Origin of the sequence: Streptomyces sp. SID4985 (genome assembly GCF_009863025.1) — a bacterium.
Lineage (GTDB): Bacteria > Actinomycetota > Actinomycetes > Streptomycetales > Streptomycetaceae > Streptomyces.
Genome location: NZ_WWIR01000386.1, coordinates 1 through 20,870, shown reverse-complemented (window position 1 = coordinate 20,870; position 20,870 = coordinate 1). Strand labels below are relative to the sequence as shown.

22 protein-coding genes, 1 tRNA gene and 2 pseudogenes are annotated in these 20,870 nt (G+C 72.3%); 13 read left to right on the top strand and 12 right to left on the bottom strand.

Going from position 1 to position 20,870, the window contains the following annotated elements; genetic code table 11:
- Window positions 1-199, top strand: a pseudogene (locus GTW40_RS16325) (hypothetical protein); the annotation flags it as partial.
- 102 nt (window positions 200-301) lie between these two features.
- On the opposite strand, the gene GTW40_RS16320 reads toward GTW40_RS16325, so the two are convergent.
- From GTW40_RS16320 to ugpC, 3 genes are all read right to left on the bottom strand, one after another.
- Window positions 302-1,036 (bottom strand): nucleotidyltransferase family protein, encoded by a 735-nt coding sequence (locus tag GTW40_RS16320; RefSeq protein ID WP_161180918.1) that lies wholly within the window; start codon window positions 1,034-1,036, stop codon window positions 302-304.
- A 128-nt stretch (window positions 1,037-1,164) separates the two neighbouring features.
- A complete protein-coding gene (locus GTW40_RS16315) occupies window positions 1,165-1,647 on the bottom strand; it encodes a hypothetical protein (protein WP_161180917.1) in 483 nt (160 codons plus the stop codon).
- 213 nt (window positions 1,648-1,860) lie between these two features.
- Window positions 1,861-3,000, bottom strand: a complete 1,140-nt coding sequence (gene ugpC, locus GTW40_RS16310) for a sn-glycerol-3-phosphate ABC transporter ATP-binding protein UgpC (RefSeq protein ID WP_161180916.1) — start codon at window positions 2,998-3,000, stop codon at window positions 1,861-1,863.
- A gap of 215 nt (window positions 3,001-3,215) precedes the next feature.
- On the opposite strand from ugpC, the gene GTW40_RS16305 reads away from it, so the two are divergent.
- Window positions 3,216-3,289, top strand: a tRNA-Thr gene (locus GTW40_RS16305).
- Between the two features lie 15 nt (window positions 3,290-3,304).
- On the opposite strand, the gene GTW40_RS16300 is transcribed toward GTW40_RS16305, so the two are convergent.
- Entirely contained in the window at window positions 3,305-3,592 is a 288-nt protein-coding gene (locus tag GTW40_RS16300) for a hypothetical protein (protein WP_161180915.1), read from the bottom strand.
- 89 nt (window positions 3,593-3,681) lie between these two features.
- Between GTW40_RS16300 and GTW40_RS16295 the strand changes: the two genes are divergently transcribed.
- Window positions 3,682-4,455 (top strand): glycosyltransferase family A protein, encoded by a 774-nt coding sequence (locus GTW40_RS16295; RefSeq protein ID WP_161180914.1) that lies wholly within the window; start codon window positions 3,682-3,684, stop codon window positions 4,453-4,455.
- Window positions 4,456-4,535: 80 nt separating this feature from the next.
- Here GTW40_RS16295 and GTW40_RS16290 read toward each other — a convergent pair whose 3' ends face one another.
- On the bottom strand, window positions 4,536-6,176 hold the full coding sequence (locus GTW40_RS16290) for an FAD-dependent monooxygenase (protein WP_161180913.1): 1,641 nt from the start codon (window positions 6,174-6,176) through the stop codon (window positions 4,536-4,538).
- A 199-nt stretch (window positions 6,177-6,375) separates the two neighbouring features.
- Between GTW40_RS16290 and GTW40_RS16285 the strand changes: the two genes are divergently transcribed.
- From GTW40_RS16285 to GTW40_RS16255, 7 genes are read left to right on the top strand one after another with little or no spacing between them, the layout of a single operon-like run.
- Window positions 6,376-7,464 carry a SchA/CurD-like domain-containing protein gene (locus GTW40_RS16285; RefSeq protein ID WP_161180912.1) on the top strand — a complete coding sequence of 363 codons (1,089 nt, stop codon included), beginning with the start codon at window positions 6,376-6,378 and terminating at the stop codon, window positions 7,462-7,464.
- Between the two features lie 57 nt (window positions 7,465-7,521).
- Complete coding sequence (locus GTW40_RS16280) at window positions 7,522-7,977, top strand: cupin domain-containing protein (RefSeq protein WP_161180911.1); 456 nt, start codon at window positions 7,522-7,524, stop codon at window positions 7,975-7,977.
- A complete protein-coding gene (locus GTW40_RS16275) occupies window positions 7,974-9,233 on the top strand; it encodes a beta-ketoacyl-[acyl-carrier-protein] synthase family protein (RefSeq protein WP_161180910.1) in 1,260 nt (419 codons plus the stop codon). The genes GTW40_RS16280 and GTW40_RS16275 overlap by 4 nt, the downstream gene beginning before the upstream one ends.
- A gap of 7 nt (window positions 9,234-9,240) precedes the next feature.
- Window positions 9,241-10,479: a ketosynthase chain-length factor gene (locus tag GTW40_RS16270; protein WP_161180909.1), complete on the top strand. Its 1,239-nt coding sequence runs from the start codon at window positions 9,241-9,243 to the stop codon at window positions 10,477-10,479.
- Between the two features lie 23 nt (window positions 10,480-10,502).
- Complete coding sequence (locus GTW40_RS16265) at window positions 10,503-10,760, top strand: phosphopantetheine-binding protein (RefSeq protein WP_161180908.1); 258 nt, start codon at window positions 10,503-10,505, stop codon at window positions 10,758-10,760.
- Between the two features lies 1 nt (window position 10,761).
- Window positions 10,762-11,241, top strand: coding sequence for an SRPBCC family protein (locus GTW40_RS16260; RefSeq protein WP_161180907.1), 480 nt, complete (start codon window positions 10,762-10,764; stop codon window positions 11,239-11,241).
- A 23-nt stretch (window positions 11,242-11,264) separates the two neighbouring features.
- On the top strand, window positions 11,265-11,588 hold the full coding sequence (locus GTW40_RS16255; RefSeq protein WP_161180906.1) for a TcmI family type II polyketide cyclase: 324 nt from the start codon (window positions 11,265-11,267) through the stop codon (window positions 11,586-11,588).
- 114 nt (window positions 11,589-11,702) lie between these two features.
- Here the strand turns inward: GTW40_RS16255 and GTW40_RS16250 are convergent, their stop codons facing one another.
- From GTW40_RS16250 to GTW40_RS16240, 3 genes and pseudogenes are all read right to left on the bottom strand, one after another.
- Window positions 11,703-12,731 (bottom strand): methyltransferase, encoded by a 1,029-nt coding sequence (locus tag GTW40_RS16250; RefSeq protein WP_161180905.1) that lies wholly within the window; start codon window positions 12,729-12,731, stop codon window positions 11,703-11,705.
- Between the two features lie 64 nt (window positions 12,732-12,795).
- Window positions 12,796-13,863, bottom strand: a complete 1,068-nt coding sequence (locus tag GTW40_RS16245; RefSeq protein ID WP_161180904.1) for a right-handed parallel beta-helix repeat-containing protein — start codon at window positions 13,861-13,863, stop codon at window positions 12,796-12,798.
- Between the two features lie 62 nt (window positions 13,864-13,925).
- Window positions 13,926-14,525 (bottom strand): annotated as a pseudogene (locus GTW40_RS16240) (aminoglycoside phosphotransferase family protein); the annotation flags it as partial.
- A 19-nt stretch (window positions 14,526-14,544) separates the two neighbouring features.
- Here GTW40_RS16240 and GTW40_RS16235 point away from each other — a divergent pair.
- Window positions 14,545-15,216: a rhomboid-like protein gene (locus tag GTW40_RS16235; RefSeq protein WP_343245717.1), complete on the top strand. Its 672-nt coding sequence runs from the start codon at window positions 14,545-14,547 to the stop codon at window positions 15,214-15,216.
- Between the two features lie 10 nt (window positions 15,217-15,226).
- Entirely contained in the window at window positions 15,227-15,709 is a 483-nt protein-coding gene (locus tag GTW40_RS16230) for a GNAT family N-acetyltransferase (protein ID WP_161180903.1), read from the top strand.
- Here the strand turns inward: GTW40_RS16230 and GTW40_RS16225 are convergent.
- Window positions 15,698-17,212: an MFS transporter gene (locus tag GTW40_RS16225; RefSeq protein WP_161180902.1), complete on the bottom strand. Its 1,515-nt coding sequence runs from the start codon at window positions 17,210-17,212 to the stop codon at window positions 15,698-15,700. The two genes, GTW40_RS16230 and GTW40_RS16225, sit on opposite strands and share 12 nt — an antisense overlap.
- A gap of 77 nt (window positions 17,213-17,289) precedes the next feature.
- Window positions 17,290-18,264, bottom strand: coding sequence for a zinc-binding dehydrogenase (locus GTW40_RS16220; RefSeq protein ID WP_161180901.1), 975 nt, complete (start codon window positions 18,262-18,264; stop codon window positions 17,290-17,292).
- A gap of 126 nt (window positions 18,265-18,390) precedes the next feature.
- Between GTW40_RS16220 and GTW40_RS16215 the strand changes: the two genes are divergently transcribed.
- Complete coding sequence (locus GTW40_RS16215) at window positions 18,391-19,116, top strand: pentapeptide repeat-containing protein (protein WP_202485967.1); 726 nt, start codon at window positions 18,391-18,393, stop codon at window positions 19,114-19,116.
- 45 nt (window positions 19,117-19,161) lie between these two features.
- On the opposite strand, the gene GTW40_RS16210 is transcribed toward GTW40_RS16215, so the two are convergent.
- Together GTW40_RS16210 and GTW40_RS16205 are read right to left on the bottom strand one after the other, a co-directional pair.
- On the bottom strand, window positions 19,162-19,662 hold the full coding sequence (locus GTW40_RS16210) for a hypothetical protein (protein WP_161180900.1): 501 nt from the start codon (window positions 19,660-19,662) through the stop codon (window positions 19,162-19,164).
- A gap of 103 nt (window positions 19,663-19,765) precedes the next feature.
- Complete coding sequence (locus tag GTW40_RS16205) at window positions 19,766-20,749, bottom strand: bifunctional GNAT family N-acetyltransferase/NUDIX hydrolase (RefSeq protein ID WP_161180899.1); 984 nt, start codon at window positions 20,747-20,749, stop codon at window positions 19,766-19,768.
- Window positions 20,750-20,870 lie beyond the last annotated feature (121 nt).

Sequence of the window (20,870 nt, the reverse complement as noted above, 5' to 3'; positions counted from 1 at the left end):
CACGGGCCAGGCCCCGCCCAGCCGGACCGAGCCCTCGACGAGCGGCGGCGGCGCGCCGAGCACGTCGGCGGGCCCGACGAGCACGGGCGGCACGGCCACCGGAGGCACCGACTCGGCCCCCTCGGGCGCCGACCCGGCCACGGGCGGCACCTCCACCGGTGAACCGGGGCTCGTGGGCGGCCTGTTCGGCAGCGACTGAGCGGCTGTCAGGACGTACGACAGAGGGCCCGTACCGATTCTCTCGGTACGGGCCCTGTCGTGTGCCTGTGTGCGTGCTGCCTGGTGTCCGGCGTGCGGGGGCTCAGGCGCCGCGCTGGCCGTCCAGCTCCTTGGCGGCCTCGGTGAGGTCCTTGGCGGTGTCGATGGCCCGCCAGTAGGCGCCCTGCGGCAGCGGGAACCCGGCGAGCCTGCGCTCACGGGCCAGCCGGGGGAAGGTGGTCCGCTCGTGGTCGCCGCGCTCGGGCAGCAGCTCGCGGAACTCGGGGGAGAAGACGTAGACGCCCGCGTTGATCTCGAACGTGGACGGGGGCGCCTCGATGAAGTCCGTGATGTGCCCGAAGCCGTCGGTCTTCACCGCGCCCCAGGGGATGCGCGGCCGGGCCAGCGCGAGGGTGGCCACCGCGTCCCGCTCGGTGTGGAAGTCGGCCATGTCCCGCAGCGAGAAGCGGGTCCAGATGTCACCGTTGGTGGCGTACCAGGGCCGGTCGGGATGCGGGAGGTGCGCGGCGGCGTACTTCAGGCCGCCGCCGCGGCCGAGGGGCTCCGTCTCGACGACGGTGCTGACGGACAGCGGCAGATCGGCCGTGGCCAGCCACTTCTCCAGGACCTCGGCGAGATGGCCGCAGGAGACCACCACATCGGTGACGCCCTCCTCGGCCAGCCAGGTCAGCTGGTGGCCGATGATCGGGGTGCCCGTGCCGGGGATCTCGACCATCGGCTTGGGCCGGTCGTCGGTGTAGGGGCGCAGCCGCGAGCCCTGGCCACCGGCCAGGACGACGGCTTGCGTGGGGCGCGACGCGGCGCTCGGGTGGGTCATGCCCCGAACTGTACGTGGCGCCCCGGCGGGTGACGGGGGTCGGCCGCCGGGGGCGCCGTGTGTCCGCCACAGACCGACCGTGGGTGGGCCGTGGGTAGGCCCTGAGCGGGCCTCGGGCGGGCCCCGGGTCAGCCGCGTGCGGTCAGGACGCCGGAGGCGAAGGACGTGTCGCAGACGGGGCGGGCGTACGACTGGGCGCGCGAGGCGCCGTAGATGCGTACGGCGGCCTTGCCGAGGGCGCGGGCGATGTCGGAGCAGTGCGCGGCGAGCCCGGGGCGGCCGTTGACCGCCTGCTGGAGGTGGGTGAGGACGACGCCCGGGTTCTTGTGCTGCAGCTCGCCCATCAGGCGGTCGCGCAGCGCGTCCTCGGGGGCGGCCCGGTGCGCGGCCGGGCGGGCGGCGGGCGCCTTGTCGGCGACCTCGGCCGCGGAGACGTCCGACGCGGTGAGCACGGAGCTGGAGGGGCTTCCCGTCCAGTTGACCCGGGTGACCGCGAGGGTTCCGGAGAGCACCAGGACGACGGGCAGGACGAGGGCGAGCGTACGGCCGGCCCGGCGGGCGGGTCCGCCCCGGTGGCCGCGGCGCGTCTGAGAGGTGGTGGAGTGCTTCACGCGAGTGAGGGTAGCGCCCGGTAATGATTCGGCGACATTCAGTCACTCTTATGGGGGATGAAGTGGTGGCGCTTTCTGGGTAGGGGGTTGACGGCGGGGCCCGGAATGGTCGCTGTGCCGGGGTTTTTCAGCGGGGCGCGGCGGTGGGCCGTACGGGGAAGAGGGGGCCCTTTCGGACCCCCTCTCCGCTGATGCTCCTGCTGTGACCGTGGGTCAGTCGGAGAGGCGCTCGCCGGTGGAGCTGGAGAACACGTGGATCTCGCCCGGACGCGGGACGACGTGCAGCGTGGAGCCCTTCTCCGGAACCTGGCGGCCGTTCACGCGGACGACCAGGTCCTTGACCTCGCCGCCGACCTCGACGGCGCCGTAGACGTAACCGTCGGCGCCCAGCTCCTCGACGACGTTCACCGAGACGGCGAGACCGGCCGGGGCGTCGGCGCTGTCCTTGGACAGGGACTTGGCCGCCTCGCCGCCGCCCAGCTCGACCACGTCGAAGTGCTCGGGGCGGACGCCGACGGTGACGGTGGTGTCGCCCTTGTCGGCGGCGGCCGAGAGGGCCTCGCGGCTGACCGGCACCACGCTGTTGCCGAACTTCACGCCGCCGTCGGCGATCGCGACCTCGACCAGGTTCATGGCGGGGGAGCCGATGAAGCCGGCGACGAAGAGGTTGGCGGGACGGTCGTACATGTTGCGCGGGGTGTCCACCTGCTGGAGCAGGCCGTCCTTGAGCACGGCCACCCGGTCGCCCATGGTCATGGCCTCGACCTGGTCGTGGGTGACGTAGACCGTGGTGATGCCGAGGCGGCGCTGGAGGGACGCGATCTGCGTACGGGTGGAGACGCGGAGCTTGGCGTCCAGGTTGGACAGCGGCTCGTCCATGAGGAAGACCTGCGGCTCGCGGACGATCGCGCGGCCCATGGCGACACGCTGGCGCTGACCGCCGGAGAGGGCCTTCGGCTTGCGGTCCAGGTACTCGGTGAGGTCGAGGATCTTGGCGGCCTCCTCGACCTTGGCCCGGATCTCCGCCTTGTTGACACCGGCGATCTTGAGCGCGAAGCCCATGTTGTCGGCCACCGTCATGTGCGGGTAGAGCGCGTAGTTCTGGAACACCATGGCGATGTCCCGGTCCTTGGGCGGCAGATGCGTGACATCGCGGTCGCCGATGCGGATGGCGCCGCCGTTGACGTCCTCAAGACCCGCGAGCATCCGCAGGGAGGTGGACTTGCCGCAGCCGGACGGGCCGACCAGGACGAGGAACTCCCCGTCCTCGATCGCGATCTCGAGCGCGTCGACGGCGGGCTTGGTGGAACCCGGGTAGATCCGGGTCGCCTTGTCGAACGTGACAGTGGCCATGCTGAAGGCCCCCTTCTACCGGCAGGAACGTGCCGGACGATCCGTTGTAGGAAGGTGGTTGACGTAGTCCACCTGGGTGAACTGCCTCGGACCGTACCTGCCGCCCCCGCGTCCTGTCAGCACCTGGGCCCCCGGATCTTCCACGGAATTCCCTCCGGCCCCGCCCCCGCTCGTGGGTACACTTCACAGGCACGAGCGCCCCGAGCGCCCGTCCCGCCTCCTTAGCTCAGCTGGCCAGAGCAACGCACTTGTAATGCGTAGGTCGTCGGTTCGAATCCGACAGGGGGCTCCGGCGAGGCCCAGGTCAGATCTGCTCTGACCTGGGCCTTTGTGTTTGGGGTCCGTGGTCCTGGCCGCGTCGCCGCGCCATCAGGGTGGTGCCCGTGACCACCAGGCCGATGGCCACGATCTTCGCCGCCTGGTAGATCAGCGAGGGGCTGGAGTCGGACCGCCCCAGGAACCCCCACAGGAGCAGACCGACTCCGGAGAGTGTCAGGAGGGCACCGCCGACCGGGCCCAGGCCCGCCCAGCTCCACGAGGAATCCTCCAACTCGCCCTCTGTGTAAGGCTTTTCGCGTTCATCAGCTGTCATGACCCGCACGTTAACAAGGTGCATGACAGCTCCGGCCGGGCGCGATGCTTGAATGGAACGTCGTCATCGTCCCCGCAAGGAGAAGCGCTGTGCCCCTGGTGTCAGTCGTGATGCCCGTGTACAACTCGGAGGCCACGCTCGGGGCGGCGGTCCGGTCGGTTCTCACGCAGACCCATAGTGACCTGGAGCTGCTGATCACCGACGACAAGTCCACCGACGGCTCCATGGACCTGCTCATGGAGTTCGCCCGCCAGGACGAGCGTGTGCTGCCGCGCTCGGCGCCCGAGCAGGGCGGTGCCGGACGGGCGCGGAACCTCGCGATCGAGCGGGCCCGGGGGGACTACGTCGCGTTTCTCGACAGCGACGACATGTGGCTGCCGGAGAAGGCCGAGCGGCAGGTCGCGTTCGCCGCCGGAGGCGACGCGCCTCTGACGTTCACCTCCTATTACAAGATGGACGCCGATTACGCCGGTGACAGCACCGATTTCGTTCCGAACGGGCGGGTGGTCCCGGCCCGGGGACATGTGGACTACCGCGCGATGCTGGTGCGGGACTACATCGGCGCGCTGACCGCGATGTACGACCGCAATGTCCTGGGCACGAGGCTGATGCCGGAGATGCGGAAGCGCCAGGACTACGCCCTGTGGCTGTCGATCATGCGCGACGGCGCCGACGCCCGGGGTCTCACCGAGCCGCTCGCGGTGTACCGGGCCCACCAGGCGGGCTCGCTGTCCTCCAACAAGCTCTCGCTCGTGCAGTACAACTGGGAGCTGTACCGCCGCCACGAGGGGCTGTCGGTCGCGCGGTCGGCGCGGTCACTGGCCGGCGCGGTGTGGCAGTCGCTGCGCAACTCGCGGATCTAGAACCCGCGCGAATCCGGCCCGCACGGCGAAGGCCACCCCACACACGGTGAGGGGTGGCCTTTCACGCGTTCCGGGCCCGCTCAGTGCGTGCTCAGCAGCGTCCCCAAAACCTCCCGGAGGACCCCGTCCGGGTCCGGTGCCGCCGCTGTCGCGCGCCAGGCCACGAAGCCGTCCGGGCGGATCAGGATCGCGCCGTCGGCCGTGGTGCCGTGGAGGGTGGCCCAGTCGATGCCCTCCGTGTCGTAGGTGAGGTCGGCGTCGGGGCCGGGGCCGATGCGGTAGGCGTCCAGGGGGACGGCGTCCTCCGTTGCCACGCGGCGGGCGGCGGCATGCCAGCCCGCGTCGTCGGGGGCGTCGGTCAGGAGGACCAGGGAGCGTTCGTAGAGGTCGAGGGTGGAGAGGCGGAGGCCGCCGCGCTTGAGCCAGAGGTGGGGGGCCCGGGTGCCGGGGCTGCCGTCGAGGGTGAGGGTGTCGGCGACGACCGGGTGGGCGGGGTCGGTGTCGAGGACGGCGCCGGTGGGGTAGCGGTAGCCGAGGACGACGTTGAGGATGCCGCCGCGCCTGCCCGCGCCGACGCCGGGGGCGGGCGCGAAGCCGGGGTGGCTGTGCTCGACGGAACGGGCGGAGGCGCGGGCGCTGGTCGCGCGGGCGACGGGGCGGCGCTCGGCGTCGTAGGAGTCCAGGAGGGCGGGGGACGCCCAGCCGGAGAGGACGGCGGAGAGCTTCCAGGCCAGGTTGTGGGCGTCCTGGATACCGGTGTTGGAGCCGAAGGCGCCCGTCGGGGACATCTCGTGGGCGGAGTCCCCGGCGAGGAAGACCCGGCCGGAGGAGTAGCGTTCCGCGACGCGTTCGGCGGCACGCCAGGAGGCCATCCCGGTGGTCCTCACGTCGAGTTCCGGGACGCCCACGGCGCGCCGGATGTGGTCGCGCAGCCGCTCCTCGGTGAAGTCGTCCAGGGTCTCGCCGCGCTCGGGGTGCCAGGGCGCGTGGAAGACCCAGTTCTCCTTGTTGTCGACGGGGAGCAGGGCGCCGTCGGCGTCCGGGCCGGTGAGGTAGCAGCAGATGAAGCGGCGGTCGCCGACCACGTCGGCCAGCGTGTCGGAGCGGAAGGTGACGCTGACGTTGGCGAAGAGTTCGCCGGGACCCGTCTGCCCGATGCCGAGGGCTTCGCGCACGGGACTGCGGGGGCCGTCGGCGGCGACGAGGTAGTCGGCGCGGACGGTGTAGCGCTCGTCGGTGGCCCGGTCGGTGATCGTCGCCGTCACCCCGTCGGCGTCCTGCTCGAAGGACTCCATCCGGTGGAAGTACCGCAGGTCGCCGCCGAGTTCGCGCGCGCTGTCCGCCAGGACGGGTTCGAGGTCGTTCTGGCTGCACAGGCACCAGGCCGTCGGGCTGAACCGCGCGAGTCCGCCGCCCGGGTCGATCTCCTTGAAGAGCCATTCCCCGGCGTCACCCACAAGAGTGGGCGTCTGGAGGATGCCGTGGTTGTCGGCGAGGAGCGACGCCGCCGCCTTGATGTCCGACTCGATGCCTGCGACCCGGAACAGCTCCATGGTGCGGACGTTGTTGCCACGCCCGCGCGGGTGCATCGAGGTTCCGGAGTGCCGCTCGACGAGCAGGTGCCGCACACCGAGACGGCCCAGGAACACGGACATGGACAGGCCCACCAGTGAGCCGCCCACGATGAGGACGGGCACGTGGTGGTCGGCTTTTTGACGCATCGAAGCCTCCAGTGACGGGGGTGCGCGCGTGAGGCGCCTGTGACTTCTCATGCCCGGTGCCGCCCGCTCCGCCCGCCCAATCACCCACGTGGTTCATACGAGTCGCGGGCCGCCCCGGGTCGTCACAGGATCAAGGAACGCTGCCGTGCCCAGCCGAGGCCGGCGCCGGTTCCGCCCCCGCGAAGGAGATGTGTGCAGGATGACCACGACGTCTGAACGTCCATCGGAAACGCTGACCCGCGAGGTCTCGAAGCGTGTCTCCCAGTCCGTGTTCGACGGCTCCCCGCTGCGGGTCGTCCTCCTGGTCGACGTGTACGACGGCGCGCAGCAGCAGTTCCTGGAGGCGTACGAGCTGCTGTGCGCGCAGGTCGCCCAGGTGCCCGGACACGTCAGCGACCAGCTCTGCCAGTCCATCGAGAACCCCTCGCAGTGGCTGATCACCAGCGAGTGGGAGAGCGCCCCGCCGTTCCTCACCTGGGTGAACAGCGAGGAGCACGTGGCGATGGTGGAGCCGCTGCACTCCTGCGTCCGCGACACCCGCTCGCTGCGCTTCCACGTCGTCCGCGAGACGAGCGGCGCCGCGGCCGCCGCCCAGTCCTCCGGCAGCCGCCGCCTCCAGACGCACCCGCGCATCGGCGACGGTGTCATCCGGCACGCGCTCACCTTCACGGTGAAGCCGGGCACGGAGGACAAGGTCCGGAAGATCCTCGCGGACTACGCCTCCCCGGAGGCCCGTGTCGACGACACCACCCGTCTGCTGCGTACCTCGCTGTTCATGGAGGGCAACCGCGTGGTGCGCGCCATCGAGGTGCGCGGCGACCTGCTGGCGGCGCTGCGGCACGTGGCCCGGCAGCCGGAGATCCGTGCCGTCGAGGAGGCCATCAACCCCTACCTGGAGCAGGACCGCGACCTGGACGACCAGGAGTCGGCGCGGATGTTCTTCACCCGTGCGGCCCTGCCCGCCGTGCACCACGTGACGGCGGAGGCCGCCGGTGCCGAGAGCGCCCGGCTCGCCCTGTGCTACCCGGCCCGCGCCGACCAGGGCATGCGGCTGGCCGAGCTGCTCGCGCAGAGCGACCAGGCGGCCGCCGACGACCCGAGGAGCGCGGTGCTGCGCAGCACGGTCTTCCAGCGCGACGACGTGGTGGTCCGTCTGGTGGACGTGCGCGGCGACGACGTCGACGCCCTGCCGCGTGACGCGGGCGCCGCCGCCGAGGTGCGCGCACTGCTCGCCGGTGAGCCCGCCCGGATGGACCTCGTCACCGACCGCCGGTCGCAGGGCGCCTGATCGGTGTCCGTCTCCCACCCCGAAAAAGCCGACGCGGCACATTCCACGGAGGAAGCTGTGACCAAACCCCGTCCGAAGATCGTGAACCTGATGGACGCCGAGCCCAACACCCGGCGCGGCGGTGACCTGCGCGCCATGCTGACCCCGGCGACGGTCGGCTCGACCAGCGGTTTCATGGGCGTGGCCCTCATCCAGCCCGGCGACCGCATCGGCGAGCACTACCACCCGTACTCCGAGGAGTTCGTGTACGTCATCTGCGGCCGCCTGGAGGTGGACCTCGACGGCGAGGCGCACCCCCTCCTGCCGGAGCAGGGCCTGCTGATCCCGATGAACATGCGGCACCGCTTCCGCAACGTGGGCGACGACGAGGCACGCCTCGTCTTCCACCTGGGTCCGCTGGCCCCGCGCCCGCAGCTGGGGCACGTGGACACCGAGGAGACGGACGTCGTCGGCGCCGCCGCTGTGGTGACGGAGGCGGGCGCCCGGCCCGGCCGGGAGCAGGTGCCCTCATGAGCCGCCGGGTGGCGGTCACGGGCATAGGCATCGTGGCCCCGGGCGGCATCGGCGCCCCGGCCTTCTGGGACCTGCTGTCGAGCGGCCGTACCGCGACGCGGGGCATCACCTTCTTCGACCCCTCCGGACTGCGCTCGCGCATAGCCGCCGAGTGCGACTTCGACCCGGCGGCGTACGGGCTCGACGCGGAGCAGGTCGAACGGGCGGACCGGTACATCCAGTTCGCCCTGGTGGCCGGTGACGAGGCGGTGCACGACTCGGGCCTGGACCTCGCGCGGGAGAACCCGTGGCGGATCGGGGTCTCGCTCGGCACCGCCGTCGGCGGCACCACCCGCCTGGAGAACGACTACGTCCTCGTCAGCAACGGCGGCGAGCGCTGGGACGTGGACCACGAGAAGGCGCGCCCGCAGCTGCACCGGGCGTTCTCCCCGAGCACGGCCGCCTCCTCGGTGGCCGAGCGGTTCGGGGCCCGGGGCCCGGTGCAGACGGTGTCGACGGGCTGCACCTCGGGTCTGGACGCGGTGGGCTACGCCTTCCACACCGTGCAGGAGGGGCGGGCGGACATATGCATCGCCGGAGCCTCCGACTCGCCGATCTCGCCGATCACGATGGCGTGCTTCGACGCGATCAAGGCGACCTCCCCGAACAACGACGACCCGGCGCACGCCTCCCGCCCCTTCGACAACAACCGTGACGGGTTCGTCATGGGCGAGGGCGGCGCGGTCCTGGTCCTGGAGGAGCTGGAGCACGCACGGGCCCGCGGCGCGCACGTGTACTGCGAACTGAGCGGGTACGCCACGTTCGGCAACGCGTACCACATGACCGGTCTGACCCCCGAGGGCCTGGAGATGGCCCGCGCGATCGAGGCGGCCCTGGACCAGGCCCGGCTCGACCCGACGGCGATCGACTACGTGAACGCCCACGGTTCCGGCACCCGGCAGAACGACCGCCACGAGACGGCGGCGGTCAAGCGGGCGCTCGGACAGCACGCCTACGACACTCCGATGAGCTCCATCAAGTCGATGGTGGGGCACTCCCTCGGGGCGATCGGGGCCATCGAAGTGGTGGCGTGTGTGCTGGCGCTGGCCCGGCAGACCGTCCCGCCGACCGCGAACTACGAGACGCCCGACCCCGAGTGCGACCTGGACTACGTGCCGCGCGAGGCCCGGGAGCGGAAGCTGTCCGGCGTGCTGTCGGTGGGCAGCGGGTTCGGCGGTTTCCAGTCCGCGGTGATCCTGACCCGGCCGAGGGAGTGAGGACACGATGAGCGCAACCGAGGAACGTCGGGCGGCCGTCACCGGCATCGGTGTGGTCGCGCCGAACGGCATCAGCACGGAGACCTTCTGGAAGTCCACCCAGGAGGGGCTCAGCCTCCTGGACCGGGTGACCCGGGAGGGCTGTGAGCACCTGCCGCTGAAGGTGGCGGGCGAGGTCCGCGAGTTCGACCCGTCGGTGGTCGAGGAGCGGTTCCTGGTGCAGACCGACCGCTTCACGCACTTCGCGATGGCGGCGGCGGACCGCGCCCTGGAGGACGCCCGGCTCGGCCAGGCCGACACCGACGCGGACCCGTACGCCATCGGCGTGGTCACCGCGGCCGGTTCCGGCGGCGGCGAGTTCGGCCAGCGCGAGCTCCAGCAGCTGTGGGGCAAGGGCAGCCGGTTCGTCGGGCCGTACCAGTCGATCGCCTGGTTCTACGCGGCGAGCACCGGCCAGATCTCCATCCGGCGCGGGTTCAAGGGCCCCTGCTCGGTGGTCGCCTCCGACGAGGCGGGCGGTCTGGACGCGCTGGCGCACGCGGCGCGTGCCGTGCGCCGGGGCACCGACCGGGTGGTGGCAGGGTCCACCGAGGCACCGCTCGCGCCGTACTCGGTGGTCTGCCAGCTCGGGTACGAGGAGCTGAGCGCCGAGGCCGATCCGGCGCGCGCGTACCGGCCGTTCACCGAGGCCGCGTGCGGGTTCGTGCCGGCCGAGGGCGGCGCGATGCTCGTCATCGAGGCGGAGTCGGCCGCGCGGGAGCGCGGTGCGGACGTCCGGGCGATCGTCGCGGGCCACGCGGCGACCTTCACCGGCGCCTCCCGCTGGGAGGAGTCCCGGGCCGGGCTCGCCGAGGCGATCCGGCAGGCGCTGGCCGAGGCCGCCTGTGCCCCGGAGGAGATCGACGTGGTCTTCGCCGACGCCCTCGGGGTGCCGGAGGCGGACCGCGCCGAGGCGCTGGCCCTGGTGGACGCGCTCGGTGAGCACGGCCGCCGGGTGCCGGTGACGGCCCCGAAGACCGGCATCGGGCGGGGCTACTGCGCCGCGCCGGTGCTGGACGTGTCGGCCGCCGTGCTCGCCATGGAGCACGGCCTGATCCCGCCGACGCCGAACGTGTTCGACGTCTGCCACGACATCGACCTCGTGACCGGGCGCGCGCGGGTCGCCGAACCGCGCACGGCACTGGTCCTCAGCCGGGGACTCATGGGGTCGAACGCGGCACTCGTGCTGCGGCACGGCGCCGCGTAGGCGAACAGCAAAGGAGAAACGGCATGAACGCGCAGATCACCGAGGAAGAACTGGCCGCCCTCATGAAGAAGGCCGCCGGGATCACCGTCGCACCGCAGGTGCTGCGGGAGCAGCCGGAGACCCTCTTCGAGACGCTCGGGCTCGACTCGCTCGGCCTGCTGGGCATCGTCGGCGAGCTGGAGAACCGGCACAGCGTCCCGATGCCGCCCGACGCCGAGCGCTGCAAGACCCCCAAGCAGTTCCTCGACCTCGTCAACAGCGCACTGATGGCAGGAGCCTGAGATGGCAGGACACACCCAGAACGAGATCACGATCGCGGCCCCGCTCGAACTGGTCTGGAACATGACCAACGACCTGGAGAACTGGCCGCAGCTGTTCAGCGAGTACGCCGCCGTCGAGGTCATCAAGCGTGAGGGCCGCAAGACGACCTTCCGGCTGACCATGCACCCGGACGAGAACGGCACCGTCTGGAGCTGGGTCTCCGAGCGCGAGCCCGACCGCGACCACCTGGAGGTCCACGCCCGCCGCGTGGAGACGGGCCCGTTCGCCCACATGAACATCCACTGGCGGTACGAGGAAGTGCCCGCCGGTACGCGGATGGTGTGGACGCAGGACTTCGCGATGAAGCCGGAGGCGCCGGTCGACGACGACTGGATGACCGACAACATCAACAAGAACTCCAAGGTCCAGATGGCCCTCATCCGGGACAAGATCGAGAAGGCCGCCGCCGGTCACCGGCCCGCGCCGGCCCTGGCCGACTGAGCCCGCAGGAGAGGACTTACGTCATGCACCAGGGACTGATCGTGGCCCGGATGGCGCCGGGTTCCGCCCAGGACATCGCGAAGATCTTCGCGGAGTCCGACCGGGGCGAGCTGCCGCACCTCGTCGGGGTGCGCCGCCGCAGCCTGTTCCAGTTCGGCGATGTGTACATGCACCTCGTCGAGTCGGACACCGACCCCGCCCCCGCCATCGCCAAGGTGGCCGGACACCCGGAGTTCCGCGGCATCAGCGAGCGCCTGACGGCGTACGTGAGCGCCTACGACCCGGAGACCTGGCGCTCCCCGAAGGACGCCATGGCGCAGCGCTTCTACGTGTGGGAGCGCGACTAGCACTCCGGAGCAGCCGGGTTCGTCCCGGACGGAAAACCGGCCGCCGGGCCCGCAGCGTCGCGGGCCCGGCGGCCGGTTTTCCGGTGTGCGCCGGACGAGTCGGTCGAGGGTGGGTCAGCCGACGACGTGGCACTCGAAGGCGTGCAGATACGGGTTGACGGGACGGATGTCGTCCACGGCCAGGCCCGCCGCCGTGAGCCGTCCGACCATGCTCTCGGTGGTGTGCTTGGCGCCGCCGACGTTGAGCAGGAGCAGCAGGTCCATGGCGGTGCTGAAGCGCATCGAGGGCGTGTCGTCGACGAGGTTCTCGATGACGACGACCCGGGTGCCCTTGCCGCCCGCCTTGACGACGTTGCCCAGGAGGCGGGCGGTGCTCTCGTCGTCCCACTCCAGGATGTTCTTGATGACGTAGACGTCGGCCTTGACCGGGACCGAGGAGCGCACGTCACCGGGCACGATCTCGGCGCGGGAGGCCAGGTCGCCGCCCTCGCGCAGCCGGGGCAGCGCGTTCTCGACGACGCGGGGCAGGTCGAGCAGGCTGCCGCGCATGGTGGGGTACTTGTCGAGGAGGCAGGCCACCACATGGCCCTGGCCGCCGCCGAGGTCCGCCACCGAGGCGGCGCCGGAGAGGTCCAGGAGGGCGGCGACCTCGCGGGCCGACTGCTCGCTGGAGCGGGTCATGGCCTGGTTGAAGACGTCCGCGGACTCGGGGGCGTCCTCGTTGAGGTAGTGGAAGAACTCCTTGCCGTAGAGGGACTCCACGACGTTGTTGCCGGTGCGCACGGCCTCGTCCAGCTTGGGCCAGGCGTCCCAGGTCCACGGCTCGGTGCACCACAGGGCGATGGCGCGCAGGCTGTTGGGGTCGTCCTCGCGCAGCAGGCGGGACATCTCGGTGTGGACGAAGGTGCCGTCCGGCTGCTCGGCGAAGACGCCGTAGCAGGACAGGGCCCGCAGCAGCCGGCGCAGCGGCTTGGGCTCGGTCTTCACCGCGGCCGCCAGGTCCTCCACGGCGGTGGGCCGGTCGGTGAGGGCGTCGGCGACGCCGAGCCGGGCGGCGGCCCGGACGGCGGCGGCGCAGGCCGCCCCGAACACCAGCTCGCGCAGGCGCATGGGGGGCGGTGGGGCAGTCTCAGCGGTCGTCATCTGCCGCCCTTTCTGGTTCCTCGGGCTCTTTCAGGCTGTGGTCTGGGGCTTTACGGACGGGCGGTCAGCACAGGCCCGCGGGCTTGGAGGTCCGGCAGGAGTTGCGCTCGAAGACGTTGGTCTTGGCCGCCTCGGTGTTCACGATGTCGGCGGGGGAGTTGTCCTCGAGGGTGTTGCGGTCGATCCGGTTGTTCACGCCCTTGGCGCCGACCATGCTCTTGAACAGCACGATCCCGCCGGACAGCGGGGACTTGCCGCGGTGGCCCGCGACGTGGTTGCCGGTCACGCGGGTCTTCTCGGCGCCGGTGAGGACGATGCCCGAGCCCTGGATGACGGGGAGGCGGGCGGTCTTCGCGCAGAACTTGTTGTTCTCCACCACCTCGTTGGAGGAGACGGTGAGGTTTCCGCCCTGCGGCTTGTTCTCGTCGCCGACGATGAACACGCCGCCGCAGTTGCCGGTGATGGTGTTGTCCGTGACGGTCAGGTTCCGCAGCCGGCGCACGGTCATGCCGAGGCGGTTGTTGTCCAGGCGGTTGTGCTCGACGAGCGTCCGGCCGGAGTCGTAGGCGCCGCCCTCCTCGTTGATGGTGTTGGCGAGGAAGATGCCCGCGTCGCCGTTGTCGCGGACCTGGTTCCCCCGGAGCAGGCTGTGCACCGAGCGCTCGGTGGCGATGCCCCAGACCTTGTTCTTGACGGCGTGCACCCGGCGGACCGTCAGGGTGTCGGTCGCCATGCCGAACACCCCGGCGTGGCTGAAGCCGGTGACCTTGAGGTCGGCGACGGTGACGCCCTCGACGTCCTTCTTCTTGGTGCCGAGCACGCAGATGCCGTCACCGTGCTGGGCGCAGGTGTTGGCGACCTTGCCGGTCTTGGTGGCGGCGGGCTTGACGACGGTACGGGCCCCGACGCCCCGCAGGGTCACCCAGGGCTTGTTGACGACGACGCTCTCGTGGTAGGTCCCGGCGAGCACGAGGACGGTGTCGCCGGGCTGCGCGGCGTTCACCGCCTTCTGGATCGACTGACCGGGACGGACCACGAGGGTCTGGTGCGCCGCAGAGGCAGGCGCGGCGCCGAGACCGCCGCCGAGGAGGGCGGCGGTGCAGGCGAGATATGCGAGGTGACATCTCTTCATACCGCGTACGGTATGACCGGATTATCTGGAAGGTCTGATATAGGCCGTCCGGCGGCGTGTCAGGGGGCGCGGTCGGCGGCTAGGACGTTGCCGTGGTGCGGGTCCCAGTGGAGGAGACGGTCGCCGGGCTCGTCGGCCACCTCGCGGAGGGCGGCGGCGCAGTCGCGGAGCAGGGCGCGGACGGCGGGGTCGGGTTCGGCGTCCAGGGCCCGGGGCGTGCGGTCGAGCATCCCCTGCGCGATGTCACCCAGTCGGCGGATTCCGGGTGGGGCGGGACGGGCGGTCAGGCGGCTGAGGAGGGTGCCGAGGACGGTGACCGCCTCGCGGGGGTCCGGGAGATCCGTCAGGGAGCGCGTGGCGTCCAGGCGTTCGAGCAGGAGCGTGGCGGTCGGCGGGTCGTCGCGCAGGAGGCGTACGGCGCCGTCGCCGGACCAGGCGCGCAGCGCGGCCGCCTCGCCCGCGCACTCGGCGTCCAGGTGCTGGACCTTGAGCGCGGCGGGGGTTCCGTCGGGCGCCGTCACCGGTGTGACCAGCGACGACGTGCCGGAGCGGGCCGCGCCGTCCGCGCGCAGGTTCCAGCGGCGGAGGAACCGTACGGTCCGCTCCCGCAGGTCCTCCCGGGCCGCGCGCTCGCCAGGCACCCCGGTCACCCGCACGACCATACTGGCCCGTGTGAGCCGGGTGACCCGTGTACGACGTGGGCTCGGGGCGGTCGCGGACCATCTCCGTTCCGCCCCGGGCACCTATGTGTGGCTGACCATCCTTTTCTTCACCACAGTGGCGCTGCACCATATGTCGCCGGAGTTCGAGAAGGAGTTCCTGCGGCAGCGGTCCACCAACATCCACGAGCTGTCGCAGAACCCGGTGCGGGTGCTGATCACCAGCGCGATGTGGATCGACAGCGGGCGCTGGCTGCCGTACGCCGTGCTGTACACCCTCTTCCACGCCCGGGCCGAGCGCTGGCTCGGCACCCTGCGCTGGCTCGCGGTGTGCGCCGCCGCGCATGTGCTGGCCACACTGATCAGCGAACTGGCCCTGCTGGTGGCGATCAACGGCGGACACGCCCCGCCCTCGGCGGTCAACACGCTCGACATCGGCGTCAGTTACGCCCTCGCCGGGGTCATGGCCGTCCTCACCTACCGGATCGCCCCGCCCTGGCGGTACGCCTATCTGGCCTTCCTGGCCGTCGTGTACGTCGTACCGCTCGTCACCGCCCGCACCTTCACCGACTTCGGCCATGTGCTGTCGGTCCTCGTCGGGCTCGCCTGTTGTCCGCTGGTCCGGGGGCGGGGGAAGGCGTGGAGTCCGGGCGCGGGCCTGACCGCCCTGCGGGAGCGGGACGCCCCGCACTAACCTGCCGTCCATGATCCGTACCGCGACCCCCGACGACGTCCCCGCGATCCACCGCATGGTCCGCGAGCTGGCCGCCTACGAGAAGGCAGCCGACGAGGCGCGGGCCACCGAGGAACAGCTGCGCGAGGCGCTGTTCGGGGAGCGCCCTGCTGCCTTCGCCCACCTCGCGGTGGACGACACCACCGGGGAGCCCGCCGGGTTCGCGCTCTGGTTCCTGAACTTCTCCACCTGGCGCGGTGTCCACGGCATCTACCTGGAGGACCTCTACGTCCGCCCCGAGGCACGCGGCGGCGGCCACGGCCGCGCCCTGCTGACCGAGCTGGCCCGGATCTGCGCCGAGCGCGGTTACGAGCGCCTGGAGTGGTCGGTGCTGGACTGGAACGCCCCGGCGATCGGCTTCTACGAGTCCCTCGGCGCCCGTCCCCAGGACGAGTGGACGGTCTACCGCCTCACCGACGCACCGCTCGCGGAACTGGCCCGCTCAGCCCACTGATTCCCGGACCCGGGGCTTCGTCGCCGCGCCCCGCCCGGCCGGCCGGGCCGTCACCATCAGGCCCGCGACCAGGGCGGCGAGGAGCATCACGCCGACCGCCCACCAGATGGCGACCGTGTAACCGTGCACCACGCCCACCGGGACGGCGGCGGCCCGGTCGGCGGGACTGCGCAGATGCGCGGCGATGTAAGCGGCGCTGCTGGTGGTGGCGATGGTGTTGAGCAGCGCCGTGCCGATGGAGCCGCCGACCTGCTGGGCGGTGTTCACCGTCGCCGAGGTGACTCCGGCGTCCTTGGGCGCGACCCCGGCCGTGGCGGTGGCGAAGACCGGCATGAAGGTGAGGCCCATGCCGAGGCCGAGCAGGATCAGGGCGGGCAGGATGTCCGTGGCGTAGGAGGAGTGGACCGTCATCCGGGTCAGCAGCATCAGGCCGACGGAGGCGAGGAGCAGGCCGGGGACCATGAGCAGGCGGGGCGCGACCCGGTTCAGCAGGCGGGCCGCGATCTGGGTGGAGCCGGTGATGATCGCGGCGGTCAGCGGCAGGAAGCCGAGGCCCGCGCGGACGGGGGAGTAGCCGAGGATGACCTGGAGGTAGTAGGTCATGAACAGGAACAGCCCGAACATGCCGATCACCGCGAGCATCATCGTCAGGAAGCAGCCCGCGCGGGTGCGGTCGCGGACGATGTGCAGCGGCAGCAGCGGGCTCGGGGCGCGGCCCTGCCACCACACGAACAGGGCGAGCAGCGCGATCCCGGCCGCGAACAGGGCGAGCACCACGGGGTCGGTCCAGCCGCGCGGCTGGGCCTCGCTGAAGCCGTAGACGACGGCGACCAGACCGCCGCAGCCGAGGAGGACGCCGGGCACGTCGAGCCGGGACTCCCCGTGGCCCGGACGGTCGTGGAGCAGGGCGAAGGCGCCGATCACCGCGAGGATCGCGATGGGCACGTTGACGTAGAGGCACCAGCGCCAGTTCAGGTACTCGGTGAGCAGGCCGCCCAGGATGAACCCGATGGCCGAGCCGCTGCCCGCGAGGGCGCCGTAGATGCCGAAGGCTTTACCGCGTTCGCGCGGGTCGGTGAAGGTCGTCGTCAGCAGGGAGAGCGCGGAGGGCGCGAGGACGGCCGCGAAGACGCCCTGGAGGGCGCGGGCGCCGAAGAGCATGGCCGGGCCGGTGGCCGCGCCGCCGAACGCGGAGGCGGCCGCGAAGCCGATCAGTCCGACGACGAAGGTGCGTTTGCGGCCCACCAGGTCCGCGACCCGGCCACCGAGGAGGAGCAGGCCGCCGAAGGCGAGGGTGTAGGCGGTGATGACCCACTGCCGGTTGCCGTCCGACATGTGCAGATCATGCTGGGCGGAGGGGAGCGCGATGTTCACGATCGTCGCGTCCAGCACCACCATCAGCTGGGCGAGGGCGATGACGACCAGGCCCCACCAGCGGCGGGGATCGACCGCCTCGGCCCTCGCGGGTATCGGTACGGACTCACCCGTTCGGCCGCTGCTCATTGGGCCAGAAGACCATGGATCGGTGCATGTCGCATCCGGGTCGGCGGGCTCTTCGCGGCCCCTTCCCGAGCGCTGTTTCACGGCTCCAGGACCACCTTTCCGACCGTGCCGCGCGTCTGGAGCGCCCGGTGCGCGGCGGCCGCCCCGGAGAGAGGCAAACGGGTGACGGCCGGGCGCAGCCTGCCCCGGGCCGCCTCGTCGAGGGCCCGCTCCTCCAGGGCGCGCAGACCGCCCGCCCGGCGCAGCATCTCCGGGCCGAGCACGGACGCGGAGACGCCCTCGACGAAGTGGCCCCGGGCCTCGTCCCCGATGCCCTCCGCCGACCAGCCGAAGACCAGATGGCGGCCGCCGGGGCCGAGCAGGGCGACGGCCTCCCGGGCGGCCTCGCCGCCGACGCCGTCGTAGACGAGCGTGGCGGGGCGTCCGGCGAGGAAGGCGCGGACCTCGTCCGGCCAGCCGGGGGCCGTGTAGTCGACGGCCAGGTCGGCGCCGTTCGCGCGCACCCGGGCGGTCTTCTCCGGGCCGCCCGCGAGGCCGACGACCGTGGCCCCGGCGTTCTTCGCGTGCTGTACGAGAAGGGTGCCGATGCCGCCCGCCGCCGCCGGTACGACCACCACGTCGTCCGCCCCCGGCTCCGCGAACCCGGCGATCCCGAGCGCGGTGCGGCCGGTGCCGATCATCGCGACGGCCGCCGCGAAGTCCAGGTTCGCCGGGATCTCGTGCAGCCGGTCGGTGTCGGTGACGGCGAGTTCGGCGTAGCCGCCGGGTACGGGGCCGAGGTGGGCGACGACGCGCCTGCCGAGCCAGGACGCGTCCGTGCCGTCGCCCAGGGCGTCCACGACCCCCGCGACTTCGCGGCCGGGAACGGTCGGAAGCTCCGGCAGCGCGGGCAGCGGACCGCGCCGGCCCTCGCGCAGGGCGGTGTCCAGGAGGTGCACTCCGGCGGCGGCGACGGCGATCCGCACCTGGCCCGGTCCGGGGACGGGGTCCTCGGTCTTCTCGTGGACCAGGTTCTCGGGCGGTCCGAAGGAGTGGAGACGGACGGCGTGCATGTGATCCCCCAGGGGTTCTCCGCTGCTGTCGGCGCGGGTTTCCGGCCGCTCGGGGCCCACTCTTCGACCTCGACCGGACTTGAGGTCAAGGGCCGCGCTGTCAGTGGCTGGGTGCAGCATGAGGGCATGGCGAGGAGAGCGGTGGGTGCGGGCGGCAGGGGTACGGCGGCCGCGGGTCGTACGGCGGCAGGGGGTCGTACGGCGGTGAAGGGCGCGCGGCGGCCGGAGGTGCGGCTGCCGCCCCTGCGGCCGTGGACGGAGCGGGAGCTGGAGGCCGACGGGGACTACGACGGGCTGGAGTTCCGGGACGCGGACCTGTCCGGGCAGCGGGGCGCGGGCGCGCGCTTCATGGACTGCGCGCTGACCGGCTGCGCGGTGGACGAGGCGGCGCTCGGCCGGGCCCGCTTCCTGGACTCGGTGCTCACCGGACTGCGGGGCGTCGGCACCCACCTCGCGGAGGCCACCTTCCGCGACGTGGAGCTGAGCGCGCCCCGGCTGGGCGGGGTCCAGCTGCACGGGGCGGTGCTGGAGCGGGTCGTCGTGCGCGGCGGCAAGCTCGACTTCCTCAATCTGCGCGAGGCCCGGCTGAAGGATGTGGTGTTCGAGTCCTGTGTGCTGGTCGAGCCGGACTTCGCGGGGGCCCGCCTGGAGCGCGTGGAGTTCGTGGACTGCGCGCTGAAGGGGGCGGACTTCGGGGGTGCCACGCTGAAGGACGTCGATCTGCGCGGGGCCGCCCCGCTGGAGGTCCAGCGGGGGCTCGACCGGCTGTCCGGCGCGGTGATCAGCACCGGCCAGCTCCTGGACCTGGCCCCGCTGCTCGCGGCGGAGCTGGGGATCAGGGTGGAGGGCTGAGGGGGCCTGAGGGGGCTTGAGGGGCTGAAGAAAGAGGGGGCGCCGTCAGGAGATGCGGGGATAGCGGGCCTGGAGGGTCCAGATCACCGGGTTCTCCGCCAGGTCCTCGTGCATGTCGGTGAGGTCCGCGATCACGTCGTGCAGGAAGTCGCGGGCCTCACGGCGCAGTTCTGCGTGGGAGAAGGTGATCGGCGGTTCCTCGGCGCGCATCCAGTCCGCCTCGATGTCGACCCACCCGAAGCGGCGCTCGAAGAGCATCCGGTCGGTCGACTCGGTGAAGTCCAGCTCCGCCCGCTGCGGCCGGGACGCGCGGGAGCCCATGGGGTCCTGGTCCAGCTGCTCCACGATGTCGCACAGCGCCCACGCGAAGTCCAGCACCGGCACCCATCCCCAGGCTGTGGACACCTCATGGTCGCTCTTGGTGTCGGCCAGATACACGTCCCCGCAGAACAGGTCGTGCCGCAGCGCCCGCGCGTCCGCGCGGCGGTAGTCGGTCTGGGGCGGGTCCGGGAACCGGTTGGAGAGGGCATAGCCGATGTCGAGCACGTCGCCGATCGTCCCACGCCACCGGCCCCGCTCCGGCCAGCCCGCGCGTTCGGCTCAGCTCGCGCGGCCGCCTTCCGCAGCTCCTTGTGGCGGCCCTCGCGGATCAGGCGCCCCGCTCCCCGGCGCGCTCGTCCGCCCGCTCGGCCGACAGGTCCGCCCGCTCGGCCAGCAGCCGGTGCAGGTCCTGCGGCCACACCGGCTCGTCGGTGGCGGCCAGTTCCGCCCGGCTCCACCAGCGCCAGGCGAGGATGCCCTCGTCCGCGTGGCCGGTGAGCGCGGCCGCGGTGGGGGCGCGGCGTGGGCCCCGGGCGACGTAGACGTGCTCGTGCTGGCGGACCGGGACGTCTCCCCGGGTGAAGTCGTGCTCCCAGACGCACAGCAGCGGGCCCGGCTCCAGATCGGTCCAGCCGGTCTCCTCCGCCAGTTCGCGCGCGGCGCCCTCGCGGGGGCTCTCCCCGGGTTCCAGGCCGCCGCCGGGCAGCGTCCAGTGCGGCCCGGTCTCGACGTTCTTCTGGCGGCAGAGGAACACCGCGCCGTCCGGCGCGACCACGGCGATACGCGCCGCCTGTCTCGGGACGCGCAGCAGCACCTTGCGCAGAACGGTGCAGGGTCGGCCGAGTTCGCGGTCCCGGCGGTGGCCCAGGAACGAGTAGCCCAGCGCGGTCCAGAAGGCGAGGCCCCCGAGGTTGTCGTCGAGCACGGCGAGGCGCACCGCCCGGTGCCCGGCGGCCTTCAGCCGCTCCTCGACGAGGGTGGCGGCCCGGCTGCCGTGGCCGTTGCCCTGCTCGGCCGCGTCCACCAGCAGCAGGCCGATCCACGGGTCGGGGTCGGCCGGGTCGGGGTGGCGGGCCAGGGTGATGACGACCGCGACGAGCCTGCCGTCGACGCGCGCGAGCAGCACCTCGGCGTCGGGGTGGGCGAGTTCGGCGGCCAGGGCGTTGGCGACCTGCTCGGAGCGGATGTCCGCCGGGTCCGGGAACTCCCCGCTCATCGCGTGGAAGCCCTCCTGGGAGGCGTACAGCGCGGTCAGCTCCGCGAGCAGGGGCGCGGGGACGGGCGTACCGGCGGCCAGGGGTTCGAGGATCACCGGGACACGCTAACGTCCGCGCGCGGCCGGTGACTTGGACTTCGCGGGCCCCGGGGGCCGGTGGAGGCGCCCGGGGCCCGGCGTGTGTCAGACGTTGACGCCGAAGTCCTGGGCGATGCCG

Excerpts from the sequence above, each read along its gene's own strand:
- GTW40_RS16290 (WP_161180913.1), bottom strand. The coding sequence starts at position 6,176 with ATGCGTCAAAAAGCCGACCACCACGTGCCCGTCCTCATCGTGGGCGGC.
- GTW40_RS16245 (WP_161180904.1), bottom strand. The coding sequence starts at position 13,863 with ATGAAGAGATGTCACCTCGCATATCTCGCCTGCACCGCCGCCCTCCTC.
- GTW40_RS16230 (WP_161180903.1), top strand. The coding sequence starts at position 15,227 with ATGATCCGTACCGCGACCCCCGACGACGTCCCCGCGATCCACCGCATG.
- GTW40_RS16265 (WP_161180908.1), top strand. The coding sequence starts at position 10,503 with ATGAACGCGCAGATCACCGAGGAAGAACTGGCCGCCCTCATGAAGAAG.
- ugpC (WP_161180916.1), bottom strand. The coding sequence starts at position 3,000 with ATGGCCACTGTCACGTTCGACAAGGCGACCCGGATCTACCCGGGTTCC.
- GTW40_RS16260 (WP_161180907.1), top strand. The coding sequence starts at position 10,762 with ATGGCAGGACACACCCAGAACGAGATCACGATCGCGGCCCCGCTCGAA.
- GTW40_RS16215 (WP_202485967.1), top strand. The coding sequence starts at position 18,391 with ATGGCGAGGAGAGCGGTGGGTGCGGGCGGCAGGGGTACGGCGGCCGCG.
- GTW40_RS16225 (WP_161180902.1), bottom strand. The coding sequence starts at position 17,212 with ATGAGCAGCGGCCGAACGGGTGAGTCCGTACCGATACCCGCGAGGGCC.
- GTW40_RS16320 (WP_161180918.1), bottom strand. The coding sequence starts at position 1,036 with ATGACCCACCCGAGCGCCGCGTCGCGCCCCACGCAAGCCGTCGTCCTG.
- GTW40_RS16275 (WP_161180910.1), top strand. The coding sequence starts at position 7,974 with ATGAGCCGCCGGGTGGCGGTCACGGGCATAGGCATCGTGGCCCCGGGC.
- GTW40_RS16250 (WP_161180905.1), bottom strand. The coding sequence starts at position 12,731 with ATGACGACCGCTGAGACTGCCCCACCGCCCCCCATGCGCCTGCGCGAG.
- GTW40_RS16300 (WP_161180915.1), bottom strand. The coding sequence starts at position 3,592 with ATGACAGCTGATGAACGCGAAAAGCCTTACACAGAGGGCGAGTTGGAG.
- GTW40_RS16220 (WP_161180901.1), bottom strand. The coding sequence starts at position 18,264 with ATGCACGCCGTCCGTCTCCACTCCTTCGGACCGCCCGAGAACCTGGTC.
- GTW40_RS16255 (WP_161180906.1), top strand. The coding sequence starts at position 11,265 with ATGCACCAGGGACTGATCGTGGCCCGGATGGCGCCGGGTTCCGCCCAG.
- GTW40_RS16285 (WP_161180912.1), top strand. The coding sequence starts at position 6,376 with ATGACCACGACGTCTGAACGTCCATCGGAAACGCTGACCCGCGAGGTC.
- GTW40_RS16270 (WP_161180909.1), top strand. The coding sequence starts at position 9,241 with ATGAGCGCAACCGAGGAACGTCGGGCGGCCGTCACCGGCATCGGTGTG.